This window comes from Pseudomonas sp. SDO5215_S409 (assembly GCF_054071325.1).
Map to the genome: position 1 here is coordinate 1 of NZ_JBSVWN010000007.1, position 13,463 is coordinate 13,463.

At 65.9% G+C, this 13,463-nt stretch carries 6 protein-coding genes and 1 pseudogene; 3 read left to right on the top strand and 4 right to left on the bottom strand.

What is annotated here, in order from left to right; all coding sequences use genetic code 11:
- Nucleotides 1-327: 327 nt before the first annotated feature.
- Nucleotides 328-588 (top strand): annotated as a pseudogene (locus ACW9H9_RS05640) (transposase); the annotation flags it as partial.
- Nucleotides 589-602: 14 nt separating this feature from the next.
- Here ACW9H9_RS05640 and ACW9H9_RS05645 read toward each other — a convergent pair.
- Entirely contained in the window at nt 603-4,994 is a 4,392-nt protein-coding gene (locus tag ACW9H9_RS05645; RefSeq protein WP_457342302.1) for a hypothetical protein, read from the bottom strand.
- A gap of 133 nt (nt 4,995-5,127) precedes the next feature.
- Here ACW9H9_RS05645 and ACW9H9_RS05650 point away from each other — a divergent pair, with 133 nt between their 5' ends.
- Both ACW9H9_RS05650 and ACW9H9_RS05655 read left to right on the top strand, forming a co-directional pair.
- Nucleotides 5,128-6,063 (top strand): tyrosinase family protein, encoded by a 936-nt coding sequence (locus ACW9H9_RS05650; RefSeq protein WP_457342301.1) that lies wholly within the window; start codon nt 5,128-5,130, stop codon nt 6,061-6,063.
- A 69-nt stretch (nt 6,064-6,132) separates the two neighbouring features.
- Nucleotides 6,133-10,947: an NEL-type E3 ubiquitin ligase domain-containing protein gene (locus tag ACW9H9_RS05655; RefSeq protein WP_457342300.1), complete on the top strand. Its 4,815-nt coding sequence runs from the start codon at nt 6,133-6,135 to the stop codon at nt 10,945-10,947.
- Between the two features lie 14 nt (nt 10,948-10,961).
- On the opposite strand, the gene ACW9H9_RS05660 is transcribed toward ACW9H9_RS05655, so the two are convergent.
- Genes ACW9H9_RS05660 through ACW9H9_RS05670 form a run of 3 tightly spaced genes read right to left on the bottom strand, consistent with a single transcriptional unit; the run spans nt 10,962 to nt 13,439 of the window.
- Nucleotides 10,962-12,173 (bottom strand): hypothetical protein, encoded by a 1,212-nt coding sequence (locus ACW9H9_RS05660; RefSeq protein WP_457342299.1) that lies wholly within the window; start codon nt 12,171-12,173, stop codon nt 10,962-10,964.
- A 13-nt stretch (nt 12,174-12,186) separates the two neighbouring features.
- On the bottom strand, nt 12,187-12,675 hold the full coding sequence (locus tag ACW9H9_RS05665; protein ID WP_457342298.1) for a CS1 type fimbrial major subunit: 489 nt from the start codon (nt 12,673-12,675) through the stop codon (nt 12,187-12,189).
- A 23-nt stretch (nt 12,676-12,698) separates the two neighbouring features.
- Nucleotides 12,699-13,439 (bottom strand): molecular chaperone, encoded by a 741-nt coding sequence (locus tag ACW9H9_RS05670; protein WP_457342297.1) that lies wholly within the window; start codon nt 13,437-13,439, stop codon nt 12,699-12,701.
- Nucleotides 13,440-13,463: the final 24 nt, after the last annotated feature.

Genomic DNA, 13,463 nt, shown 5'->3' on the forward strand with positions numbered 1-13,463 from the left:
CGGGCAACGGGATCGGCGTATTTCACCATATTTGGAAGTCTTCTTCAGGATTTCCCTAGGAAAATCCTGAAAAGGCTCCCTAATTTGGCAAAATCCCCCGACACCAATCGCCGAGCTTTTCGATGATGAAGCAAATGGCCTTCGCCGACGCAGAGTACGCCGGTAAGCGCAAGCAGACCCGCAAGTGTTGGCGCTGGTGCGACTTTGCCCCAAGCTGCTGATTTTGACTGACCCATATTCAGTAGCTGAAATCCCGCGCAAGGCCATCGTTTACTGAGTATTCGGGTGGGTTAATGAATTCCGGCAGCCTGGGTCAAAGTCGCACCAGCGCCAACAGGCTATGACAGTGAGGCGATACGGGAGCAGGTTGAACAACAAGGTGCCAAAGCCGTGATTCCCAGGAAACGCAACTCAGTGAAGGGTAACGCGGATCTAGATAAAGGCCTTTATCGAAATCGACACTTGGTCGAGAACGCATTCGCCCGGCTGAAGCATTATCGGGCGGTTGCATCGCGCTTCGACAAACTTGAGAAAAATTACGAAAGCGTGGTGGCTATGGCTTGTGCCTTCTTCTGGCTACCCATGTGAAACGGGAACAGCCCCTAGTCAACGCTGAAAAATAAGCGCCGGGCCAGCGGCAACTGGATCTGCGCCCGGCGAATCTCCAGGGTCTGGCGCACGCGCCCGGTCTGCCCCAGGCGCATGCGGGCAAACGCCTGCGCCTCGGCCTCGCCCTGCGCCACGCGGCCCAGGCGCTCCTGCTCGGGGCTCTTGAGGTGGGCGGCGGTGAAGTGGTCGTCCGGCCCCTGGCTGCGCGTGTAATGAAAGTGTGCGTAGCACAGGGCTTTGTCGGTGCGCACATCGCTCACCCGGTACACCTGCAAGTAATCATCGCGCCGCCCCTTGAGCGCCACGCGCGCGCCCTGGCGGCTGATGCGCACCTCATGCTGGCTGTGCAAAAACGCCAGGTCGTCCTGGCTGATCGGGCGGTGGCGCGTGCTGCGCAGGCGCGCCTGCAAACCCGCGGCGTGCAGGCGGTCCACGGCGGCCTGCAACCGGCTTTGCAAGGCCCGCGCATTGGCTTGCTGCACCGCCGCCAGCCGCCCGCCTTGCAGGTCATGCAGTGTGCGCCCCAGGCTGTCGGCAGCCCACTGGCGGGTACGGGCTTCGGATTCCAGCAGCGCCTGCAAGGAGGCGGGGTCATGGGCTTTTTCCACCATGGCCTCGACGCTGGCGATGGCCTTGTCCACAGCCCCCAGCAGCGCTTCGCCCTTTTTCATCAGGTTGCCCAGGGCCTGATCGGCCTGGGGCGTGCGGGGCTGCGTGGCCGCGTCCCACACCCCGTCTTCGGCTTCGGTGAACGAGCCGATCAGCGCGCCGCCCGCATCTCGCACCTCGGCAGTTTCACCCGGCAGCGCCAGCGTCGGCTCGCTAACCTGGGCCACCAGCAAATCGCGGTTACGCATACGGATGATTTTTTTGCGCCGCGGGCCCGGCGCGGGCCGCACCGGCGGCCTGTCGACCTCGGGCTGCAAAAGCTCGCTCAACTGCCGGTCCACCTTGTAACGCAGCCCTTCGAGCAGGTCGCGCAGTTTTTGCAGGTAGTCAAGGTCGAACTTATCCGGCGCCATGGCTTGCCAGAACTCGATACGGTCGTCGGTCTGCGCGTACACCTGCTGGATACTTTCGAGCAGTTCGATGCGCTCGACCGCGCTACTGGAAAGCTGTCCCAGGTCGGCCTGAGAACGCCCGGCCCAGCGCGCACGGTTGATGGTTTGGCTCATGCCCGCAAAAAAATCATCGTCCAGCGGCGGGCCCGCCACGTCGATGGCGATGCCCCACAGGGTGTTCAGTTGCAGGGTCTGCAAATCGATGATCGACGGGCGTGCGGGCAGCTCGCTGCTCAAGGCTCGCGCCCGGTCGCGGCCGTACTTGGGCACCTGCCCCAGTTGGTCCAGATAGCGCTGCTCCAGGGTGCGCCAGTGGATCGCGTCGTCGTGGATCGCGGCCAGTTCGCGCATGCCAAGGCTGAGCCGCGCGTGGGCTTGCTGGTTGATGTCGGCCTGGGCCTCATCGGCGCTCTCGTCGGTGAGCTGATCGAACACCGGGCGAAGGCGCTCGTTGCTGGCGAGCATTTGGGTGCGGGTGTGGGCGTCCAGCAAACGGGTGGTGAGGATGACCGATTCCAGCACCTGGCACAGGTCCTCTTCATAACGCGCACGCGGGCCCAGGTCACGCAGGCGTCTTAAAAGCTGCAACTCCAGCAGCGCAAAGTGCACCTTGTCTTTGAGGTGCCGGACGTAGCTTTCACGGGCCTGGGCGCGCTGCTGTTCATCGATCTGGCCGACGGGCTTGCTGGCCAGCTCGCGCGCCACGGCCATGGCCACATTCGCCCGCGCACGGTCCTGGCTGACTTGCCGGTAATCGGCCTCAAGGCTGGCCTTGCTGGCGCCCTGGCGTGCGGGCTCGCGGTCCGCGCCGCCCAAAAGGCGCAGTTGCAGATCGAAGTCCCAGCGCCCGCCCCCCAAGGGTTTGAGCCAGGGGCCGAGGGCGCTGCCGTCGGCGCTGATGACCCGCGCCCGCCCCTCCTCGAACGTCACCCAGAAGCGTTGCTCGCCCACACGGGCCTGCCAGCGTTCGGGCAACGCCGGGTCGCGCATCAAGCCCTGCCAGGGCCCGCCGGGCTCCACCGGCAATGCCGCGGTGTGTACGCTCAAGTGGCGGATGCGGGCCTGCAAGTCGGCGGTCAGGGTGTTGCGCGCATTCGCCCAACTGCCGGGCGCCAGGTGATTCAAGGGTGCGGCCACCGCCACCCAGCGCGAAGCCGCCACGGACGGCGCCGCTTCGATACCCGGCGGCGCCTGCCGGGGGTTGGCCTGGTGCACGAGGACCAGCATCAGGTTGGTCAACAGGTCCATCAGCGCGGCGCGGCGGGCTTGTTCATCGTCGCCGTGCAACGCGGCCACATCCTGCTGGAGGCTGTCGGCCAGTTGCAACAACCAGCCACCGAGCATCAGCGGCCCGCGAAGGTAAGGCAGCAACAGGCCAAAAAGCAGCCAGCCGCCCGCCTTCAGCAACCCCCAGCGCTGCTCGGCATTGCTCACCGACTGGCGGTCGGCCAGGGTCACCAGGGCACTGACGGTGGCGGTAAACACCTGCCGGGCCGGGTCCCCCTCCGCCACCGTCTTGGCGAGCTGCACCGGCGGCGGTTTGTCGTAGGTGGCAAATTCGTCGCCCTGCTGAAAATGACGCACATGCGGTTCCTGAAAACCGCCGTGGGCGTACACCGCCTGGCGCCGGGGGGCGATCCACGCCAGCACATCGTCCTGCAACGGCCCGGCGCGCCGGATCGCGTCCAACAGGGCCCCGAGGGTGGCGAACTCCAGCAACGGCGTGTCGGACAACGGGCGGTATAACAGGTGCGGCCCGTCCTGCCCGTGGTACGGACCGATCACAAACATGTTCAGCACGGCGTCGGTCTGCTCGCCCGCCTTGAACGCCAGCGGCCACAGGGCCATCGCCTGGCCGTCCAGCCTGCGCCCGGTCGGCGTGGCCTGCACGGCGGCGCGCACGCGGCGAAACCCGGCCTCGGTAACGCCGTGCTGCCCCTTGATCTTCAACTCCAGCGCCAGCATCGGCAGTTGGATGCGCAGTTGCTCACTGAACAACCGCAAGCGGCGGGTGACTTCGACAGGGTCGTCTTGCAGCTTGCTTTTGAGCAGTTGGGGATAAGCCTGGCCGATGTCCACCGCGGTCACGCAGGCCTTGAGCAGTTCAAAGGTCAGCCCCGCCGGGGCCGGTTTGCCATTGACGGTGATGGCTTTCGCCACGTGGGGAAAACCGCCGAGGTTTTCCAGGGCCAGGTCGGTCAGGCTCAGGGTGACGGGGTCGATCTCACCGGCGATAAAACCACCGGGCAGCGGGACGGCAGCGGCAATCACCCGGTCAAAACGCAGCTGGATCTGCGCCGCCGCCAGCTGGGCCGCTTGCGGATGGCGCTTGAGGCAGGCCTGCAAACGCGCGTCGGCAAACGGGCGGATAGGCGCGATACCTTGCAGGAAATGCCCGGGCGCAGCCTGCGCCAGTGCCTGCAACAACCGCGCATAGGCCAGGCTGTCGTCGGCGCTGGCGTGAAGCAACCACAACGGCAACTCGTCGCGCAGGCGCTGCTGCCACGGCGACAACGGGTTGATAAACCAGCGGCGGGGGTCGGTGATATGGCTCAGCAGCGCCTGGTAATGCGCCACGGTGCCGGGGCTGCGGCGGTCGATGCGGGCGATCTCGCGCAACTGCCGCGCCAGGTAGCTGGCCGCCAAGGCCTCGAAGGGCTCACCCAACACCGGCTGGGTGAACCACGCCAGCGGCGCCTCGCAGGGCGCGTCCATGGCTGCGGGCAACAGCGCCTGGGCGTTGTCCAGTTGTGCCAGCCGATGAATACCGCTGGCGGGGCTCAACAGCAGGAGTTGCCCGGCCTGGCGGCTGATCAGCAGCGCCAGCATGTGCGCCTCGTGCGGGGCGCGGTCCTGGCAGCGCACATGCACCGTGGCAAACGTGGCGCCCTCCGGTGCCGGAGGCCACAACCCCGACAGCGCCACGGCCAGGCGCCGCCAGCGGCTGAGGCCCTGGGCGTCGGTGGCCCGCCAGAACGCCTGCAACTGCTCGGCATACTCGCTCAGCAGACGGCACCCGCAATAGTTGATCAGCGCTTCCAGCTCGCCCAGCGACAGGCCGCTCGGCACCTGCAACTCACGCACCCGTTGCACGCCTGTGTGAACCCCTTCCACCAGGTGGACCGGCGTGGCAGCGGCCAATCGCTGCATCAGCCAGTGGGCCAACGGTTGATCACCCACCCTCACCTGCGTGGCCTTCAAGGCAAGCGGTGCGAAGTGCTGGTCCAGGTAGGTTTGTGCACAAAGCGCAGCCACCGCGGGCAAAGTGGGCGGCTGGCTGAACAGCGCCTCGATCGCGCGAAGGGGGGCTTGGGGAGTGGTCATGGGCAGGTCCGTGCGGGCTAAACCGCAAACACTACCGCGCAGGCCACTGCGGCCAGGCCTACACAAATACCGCGACGGCACGCCGGCACGCGGCATAGTCGCGCTGGCCTCTCACTCAAGGAAACGAACCGCCATGGACATCCGACTCAACCACCGCCACATGACCCGCGAACAGAAAAACGCGTTTGTCGCCGCCGTACTGCTGTTGAAAAACGAAGTGGACAGCGTGCTGCGTCCCGGCCACCAAAAGCGCTACGACGACTTCGTGCAGGTGCATAAAAACGCCATGGGCGGGCGCGATGCTTTCGAGCCCATGCCCCATCGCAGCCCGCTGTTTTTCCCCTGGCACCGCGTGTTCCTGCGTCAGTTTGAACTGGCCCTGCAAGCGGCGGCCAACGACCGCAGCATCACCCTGCCGTTCTGGGACTGGTCCCTCACCGGCCCCAATGACCCCTTCACCCCGGGCTTTCTGGGTGGCAACGGCGACAGCGACCAGAACAACCGCATCACCTCAGGCCCGTTCGCGTTTCACACCGGGCGCTTTGAAGTGCGCATCTGGGACCTGGACCTGGGCGACCCGGGCCTGCGCCGCGACTTCGGCGCCGAGGCCGGCGCCCACCTGCCCGACGCCGACCAGGTGCTCACCGCCCTGACCAAAGTGCCCTACACCCCCGGCCCCGACAGTTGGGTGAACTTTGCCGAAGGCATGCTGCACGACCCGGTGCACCGCTGGGTCAGCGGCAACATGAACTTCCCCACCTCGCCCAACGACCCGGTCTTTTTCCTGCACCACTGCCACCTGGACCTGCTGTGGGAGCGCTGGAAACGCCAGCACCCCAACACCCAGCCCTACCTGCCCACCACAGACAGGCCGGGGTTCGACCTGGGCGCCACCTTGGTGTTCAACGCCGCCGAGCGGCCCGCGCCCTGGCCGGGCAGTTGGACCGTGCAACAGGTGCTGGCCAGTGAAAGCCTGGATTACACCTACGGGCTGTTCACTGCCGTGCCAGCCGCCTGCTCGCCACCACCGCAGGCCTGCGCCCCCGTAGAGAACGGCGAGACGGTGTAACTATGTAATCCCTGGCCGCCGGGCGGGCCAATAGGCTGGTGATCTTTGCCATGACCGCAGGTTTTCAGCATGCCCACCCCGCACCTTGAACTGATCCAACACAACACCCCGCCCTGGCTGCTGGACACCAGCGGGCACCGGGCGCGGGCGTTGGCGGCAGCGCCGCTCACCCTGGCGCCGTGGTATCGCACGGTCGATCACCGCCCGCTCAAGGCCGCCAACGCCCACGCCTGGACCACGCAAAACGCCGTGGACCGCTACTTGCAACAGGTGCAGGACGTCTACGCCTTCGCCGAACCCTTACTGGTAAAAGCCCTGAAGCAGCGCTATCAGGTCGAGGATGACGTGCACGACACCTGCCTGTTCCTGCACCTCACCACGGGCGCGGTGATCCCCGGCACCACCAGCCACACGGTGTCATTGCTGGACGCGGCCTTGCACAACTTCGCCGACACGCAGCGGTTTGCCGACAGCTCCTGCTACATCAGCCGCCCCGACGCGCGCGGCCATTTCGTCACCCGGCCCGTGGAGCGCAAGATGAGCCTCGCGCAGTTCATCGCCCTGTGCCGCGAGCTGGACATCGGCGCAAGGTATCAGCGTCATCTCCAGCAGCACCTGCTGCCCGAGGCGCTGGCCGAAACCGTCATTGCCAGCCAAAAAGCCACGCTCAAGGCCGCCGCGTTGATGGCGCTGCACCAACAGGCCATCAGCCCCGCCACCTTTTACCTGCTGCAACGCACCCTCAAGGGCGAGCGCGGGGTGATGCAGTTTTATCGCCTGCACATGCTGGGCACGGTGCTCACCGGCATCTTGCTGATCGCCGCCGACCTGGACACCGCTCGCGACGTCAGCCCCGTGGTGGCCTACATCCCCCACGCCCCCCAGCACCCGGTGAAGGACTACCCCAGCACCCTGGCCTTGATGGCCGACCTGCGCGAAAAACTGCGCGACGCTACCTACTGCACATTTTTCAGCCGCTTCGTCGACCAGCAGCAGCGCCAGGCTTTTTTTGGCCGCCTTTCACAACCGCACCTGGGCTTTGCAGCGGTGCGCATCGAGGGCGACCTGTGGCCTCGCCTGTATGCATATAGCCTCGACAAAATCTTCAACGATGCCCGTGAATGGGCAGTGCCCACCGCCGACGCCGACCGCCGCGCCCGCTGGGCCTGGTGGGACCGTTTCGAGCAGACCGTGTCGGCACTCTTCAATGCGGCCTTGCTGGTGATCACCCCGTTCGTGCCGCTGCTGGGGGAGTTGATGCTGGCCTACACCGCCTACCAGTTGCTCGACGAAATCGTCGAAGGCGTGGTCGATCTCGCCGAAGGCCAGGCCCTGGAAGCCGCCGAGCACCTGGTGGGGGTGGTCAGCGATGGGGTGCAACTGGCCGCCTTTGGCGCCGCCGCGCAGTTGCTTGAACGGCTGCCGTCGGCGTTTGTCGAGCAGTTGATACCGGTGCAGGTCAACCAGGCCACGCGCCTGTGGAACCCGGACTTGCGCCCGTATGCGCAAACAACGACGCTGCCTGCCACGTCCCGTCCCGATGCCCTGGGCCTGCACACGCACCAAGGCCAGACACTGCTGGCGCTGGAAGGTGAGCACTATGCGGTGAAGCTCGACCCGGCCAGCGGCGTGCACCGCATCCAGCACCCCAGGCGGGCTGACGCCTATGCCCCGCCGGTGCACCACGACGCCCGCCCCGGCGCTTTGAGCGACTACCCGTTGCTGCGCCGCGTGACGCCCTACGCGGCCACCCTGGATGACGCGCAACTGGCGCGCCTGCAACGCACCAGCGGCGTGGACATTGACGTATTACGCGCCACCCAAGTGCACAAAAAACCCGCCCCGCCGCTGCTGCTCGACAGCCTCAAGCGCCTGGAACTCAGCCACCAGGTCGAACAATTGCCGCAACGCCTGCGCAGCGGTGAAGCGGTGGACGAACACACCTATTGGAGCCCTCACCTGGCGTGCGAACTGCCGGGCTGGCCGGCCGACTGCGCGATAGATGTGTACGAAGAAGCCGACCTGCGCGGCGAGCCCTTGGGGTTTGGCGAGCCCGACGCACCGCACCGGCTGGCCATCAGTCGCCAGGACCTGAACACCGGAGCGCTGGCAGAGCGCATCGTGGGGTTTCTCGACGCTGGGCAGTTGCGCGTACTGCTGGGCGAAAAGGCCGATGCCAAGGCGCTGCGCGAGCGCCTGGCGCACGAACTGGAACAGCGCCGGGCGTCGGTATTCGACTACCTGTACGCCAACAGCGAACAGGTCGATTCACTCTACGGGCAGCGGGTGCGCGAACAGTTTCCCGAGCTGCCCACCAGCCTGGTACGCAGTGTGGTGGAGCAGGCGACGCCCGCCGAGCAACAGGTGATGAACACCGAACAACGCTTGCCGCTGCGCCTGAAAAACCTGGCCCGCGAGCAGCTGCTTCAAGCCCGTGGCGCGCATGCGTTTGAGGGGTTGTTGGAGCCTGCGCGGCTCACGGCCGACAGCGAACAAATGATCCTCAACACCCTGAGCCGCCACAGCGATGCGCTGGGCAATACGCGCCTTGAGGTGCGCAAACACAGGCTGACCGGCGCGGTACGTGCCGCTGCGGGCCCGCGCGGCGCTCCACGGGTGCGGCACCTGGTCAGAAGCGAAGCGGGCGATTACCAGCTGTATGACGAGGAGCAGGCCTTGTTGCCCGCACCTGTGGATATCTACGCGGCAATCCTGCACGCCCTGCCCGACGCCGAGCGCCACACACTGGGCACCGCGGGCAACGACGGCGCGACCTTGCACGCCTGGCTGATCGACACCATCAACGCGCCACAAGCGCGGCGTACCCTGTTGCAAACCCAACCGACGCCGCCGGTGCCCGACACGCTGGTGCTGCGGCAAATGCCCATGCGCCGCACCCGGCAATGGACCGTGCCGCAACTGCCGCGCCCGCTGAGCGAGCGGGTCGAGGCGGTGTACCCCTACGCGGCGCAAAGCGAGCGGGACGCCTACCTGCTGACCCTGGAAAACCCGCTGCAACGGCGCCGCTTCGACGAGCTGGAGGCCGAGAAAAACCGTTTGCAGGAAGACCTGCGCCAATGGGTCACCACCCGCCTCCCCCACGAGCCCCAAGGCGCCGACCGCACCCGCCTGGACCTGGCACAAGCGTTGATCCGCACGTGGGAGCACAACCTGCACGCCGACGAGCACGGCATCGGCGTGACCCTCGACAGCGTGCCGCTCCAGGGCCTGCTCGCCAACCTGCCGCCCCTGCGGGCCAGCTTTGAGCATGTGCAGCACCTGGACCTGATCGACACCGGCCTGCTCGACGCCGACTGCCGCTTCCTCGTCAACTTCCCGCACCTGCTCCACCTGGACCTGCGCAGCAACAACCTGACCCGCCTGCCCGACGCTGTGCCCCACCTGCATTACCTCAGCGAGCTGGGCCTGAGCGACAACCCGATCCAATGGGACGACCTGAGCCTGGGCCGCCTGGCCTCGATGGACCGCCTGCGGCAACTGGCGCTGTCAAACAACCCACGACTGACCCAAGCGCCCGACGTCGGCGGCATGCCGCACCTGCGCTCGCTGGTGCTGCGCCATACCGGCATCACCGAGTGGCCGCCGGGGCTGTTCGAGCACCCAAGGCCTGCGCATTTTCACCTCGACCTGTCCGGCTCGCCCATCCGCACCGTGCCGCGCTTTCTGCCCTGGCAGCCCGAAGCGCAATGGGTGGCCAACACCCGCCTGGACCGTCACCGGCTGACCCTGGACGCCGAAGAACACCTGGTGAGCTACCGCCTGGCCGCCGGCCTGGACCCTTACCGCAGCTATCCGCCCCGGGGTGACGCCGACTTCTGGCTGCGCGACCAACCGGCGCCAGCCCAGCCCGCGCTGATCGAGCTGTGGCACGACCTGGAACAGGAACACGGCTCGCAGGGCTTTTTTGAAGTGATCAAAAGCCTGGAACAACCGGAGCAGTTCGAAGACCCGGAAGACCGCCTGCGCTACGACGCCGGGCGCCAGGCATTGACGGCCAAGGTGTGGCGCATGTTGCACGCCATGGGCGGCGACGAGGTGCTGCGCAAGCGCCTGTTCCTCAAGGCCAGCAACCCGGTGACGTGCGCCGACGCGGGCGCGCATATTTTTAATGCGATGGGCCTTGAGGTGGAGCTGGCCGAGGCCCATGCCCTGCCGCCTGGGCCTGCACGGCACCGGCGCCTGACGCAATTGGCCAAGGGCAAGACGCGGCTGGACCGGCTCAACGAACAGGTGCGCAAAGACATCGCCCTGCGGGTGGCGCCGCGCGACCAGGGCGGCTGGGGCATGCACTTCAGTACCCAACTGGTGGAAGGGCAACCGGGCGGCGTGGATGAAGTGGAGGTGTACCTGGCGTATCAAAGTGCATTGCAAGCGCGCTTGGATTTGCCCTGGGTGTCGGGGCACATGACCTATCGCGGCACCGCCCAGGTGAGCGACTTGCAGATCAACAACACCTACAACGCGCTGCTGGCGCTGGAGCGCGGGAACGGCCTGGTGGACGGCCTGTTGCAGCAGCCGTTCTGGGAGACACACCTGCGCGACAGCCACCCCGGCGCCTTTCGGGCCAGCGCCGACCGGGATGCCGCCGTGGGGGAGCGCATCGATGATTTGCTGTTTGCACAAAAGGCCTGGGCCCACGCCCGCCCCGAAGCACGGCCCGGGCTGACCGCGCCGTTGCTGGCACTGGCGGACGAACTGGGCGTGCCGCATGCGCAGGTGCTGACGGGGGCCGAAATGGACCCGCAGGCCTACGAGCAGATACTGGAGGGCGCAGGCGGTGTGCCGAGTGAAAAGAGCCTGGCACGGCGGCTGACGTTTGAGGCGCTGGCCGCGCTGGACGCAGGGCCAGAGACCCGTTTGTAGCGAGCGCCCGGGGGCTACACCTCCGAATCCCACACCACCGTGGCGGTGCCGGTATAGGGGGTGCCGCTGCCGTGGTCGAGCATTTGCGAGACACCGTCCGTACCGATCTCGAAATGCAACGTGCTCGGTTTGCGGTCGATATAGCGGCTGGGCTCAAACAAATGGGTGCCGCTGCCATCCAGGCGCAAGGGCAGCCGGCTGACCGGCCGCCCGAGGCTGTCGCTCAAGCCCGGCGGCAGGCTCACGGCCACATCGAACGGCACTTGATGCCCCGCCGCATTGCGCACGCTGCAGGTGTTGCCCACGGGCTCGCCGCACTCCAGGGTCATCTTGAAGTGGGTGCTGGCCCACAGGTTGAAGGTCTGGTCACGGAACAACCGCGTCGGCTTGCGCCCACTGTGCAGCCAGGCTTGCCAGCCGCCCTGGGGTTCAAGCTGCACGCGGTTGCCGCCGGGCGGGATTTCGACCTTGAGGTGGTGGTCCACGTCCAGGGTGAAGTTGAACACCATGAGGTTGTCGCTGGGCATCATGATGTCGCCAAAATCGATGTCGGCGTGCGGCCCCAGGGTGTAGGTCAGCGAGCCGGTGTACAGGCCGTTGTCCATGGTCAGGGGGTTGGGCGTTTTAAGCTCATAGGAGTACTCGAACACCGGGTAGGACAGCTGCGGGATATCCCCCACCGCACGCATCGAACATGCGTTGGCGTTGAGCGGCACGATCCACGACCATAAAAAGATCCGGCTGTTGCCGGTGCCATAGCCGGTGCCGATGCACGGGGCACTGGGATAGACCCAGCCAATGGCGCCGCGCTCCCATAACGAGTGGTTGAACCCCAAGGGCAAGTCCCATCGCCCGCCGATCCCGGCGATGCGCATCCGCACCGTTTCGCTCTTGCCGGTCACCGCATGATTGACCGTCACATCTCGCCACTCGCTGGGCACCTTGAACATCGCCCCTTTGCGCGGGTCGGTATGGTTGCCCTCGATGGGCCCGTTGGACGAGAACTGTATGTCCTCGGTGCGAATACTGAAAATACCGAGGGCCTTGCAGCGCTCCGGAATGTGCCAGGGGCATATCCCGCTCTCGGGGGTGGTGTTGACGAACCTGTTGACCATTGCATTGGACGGATCCGGCCGGAAGCGGGCGGTGATGTCTTGGGTAAGCGCCTGCGCCGCTGCGGGCAATATCAGGGCCACGGCGCATAACGCCGAGCGGATGAACGTCATGAGAGGCATCCCTTCAAAAGCCCGGCGCCGTGGCGTCGAACACCACCCGCACCGTGCCGTAATAGTGACCGGGGCGGTAATCGTCCGCCGGTTTGATTGCAACGATGTCCAGGGGCACGCGCTTGCCGGGCCGTGCATCGGCGGTGGGCACCACTTCGCGGCGCTCCAGGCTCAACTCCTGCTGGTTGAAGCTCACGCGCAGGTCGATGCGATCAGCGCCGTTGTAGATAAAGGGCGGCTCCTCCAGCCGGGCGCCGATGGCGCCGCCGATGTTTTTCACATCGAACTGCGCACGCAACGGGCGCAGCTCGGACGACACCGGGCTGTAGTCCAGGCGCTGCTCCTGTTGCACCAGCCCCGGGTCCACCGGCAACACGTAAAAGTCCGGCGTAGGGATCTCTACAAACACCTCAAAGGTTTCCCGCTCGACGGCCGCCTGCACGCAGGGTGCAAGCAGCAGGCAAGCGGAGGATAAGGCCACGCAGGCCAATAGCTTGAACATCGTTTTTCACCTGTGGCGGGGGATCAGCCTTTGATCTCGATGGTTTTTTTCGCGGCGCCTTCGATCAGGCTGAAGCGGTATTCGCGCCCCGCTTGTTTGTCAAAACTGAAGCTGCGCCCGGCCATGACGTGGTGCTTGACGGTGGGCCGGCAGTCGCGCGGGTTGCCGGCGGCGCAGTCCTTGAATTCGTCGACCACCACCACGCTGTTGCCGTTATTGCGCAGGGCATAACGGTTGGCGATGTCTTGCACCTGGGTGTCGAAACGGGTGTTGCCGGGGCGCACGAAAAACACCGTGCCGTAGCCCGCCAGCACGCGCACACCGGCGGCGAGGCTGTCTTTGTAGTCGGCGCGTTCTTCCTCGCTCAGGGCAAACTCGTCTTCGCTCTGCGGCACCACGGGCACGAAGCGCACGCGGAAGTAGCGCTCTTTGTCGCGGTTGCCCATAAACAGCAAGCGCGTGCCCTGCGTGCCGTTGGCGGGCACGATCAGCCGCGCCGGGCTGGCCATCAAGCCATCGCGGGCGGTGCCGCCGACGTGGTCTTGCAGCGCCACTTCGCGGTAGCTGCCGTCGGCGGCGTAGATCATCTCCAGGATGTTGACCTTGACGAAGGCGGTGGAGGTGCCGCCGTTGAAGACGCGCTTCATGAAGGTACTTTTATCCGCGTCCAGGTAGTCGTAGACCACCCCCACGTTGATTTGCGGACCGGCCTGCGCCCCGACAGAAAACAGATATGCAGCGCACAACAATCCAAAACGTTTCATCACTTGCAACCTCATTGTTTGACA

What these genes read in the sequence shown, in the direction of transcription:
- ACW9H9_RS05645 (WP_457342302.1), bottom strand. Translation starts at nt 4,994, where the DNA reads ATGACCACTCCCCAAGCCCCCCTTCGCGCGATCGAGGCGCTGTTCAGC.
- ACW9H9_RS05650 (WP_457342301.1), top strand. Translation starts at nt 5,128, where the DNA reads ATGGACATCCGACTCAACCACCGCCACATGACCCGCGAACAGAAAAAC.
- ACW9H9_RS05655 (WP_457342300.1), top strand. Translation starts at nt 6,133, where the DNA reads ATGCCCACCCCGCACCTTGAACTGATCCAACACAACACCCCGCCCTGG.
- ACW9H9_RS05660 (WP_457342299.1), bottom strand. Translation starts at nt 12,173, where the DNA reads ATGACGTTCATCCGCTCGGCGTTATGCGCCGTGGCCCTGATATTGCCC.
- ACW9H9_RS05665 (WP_457342298.1), bottom strand. Translation starts at nt 12,675, where the DNA reads ATGTTCAAGCTATTGGCCTGCGTGGCCTTATCCTCCGCTTGCCTGCTG.
- ACW9H9_RS05670 (WP_457342297.1), bottom strand. Translation starts at nt 13,439, where the DNA reads ATGAAACGTTTTGGATTGTTGTGCGCTGCATATCTGTTTTCTGTCGGG.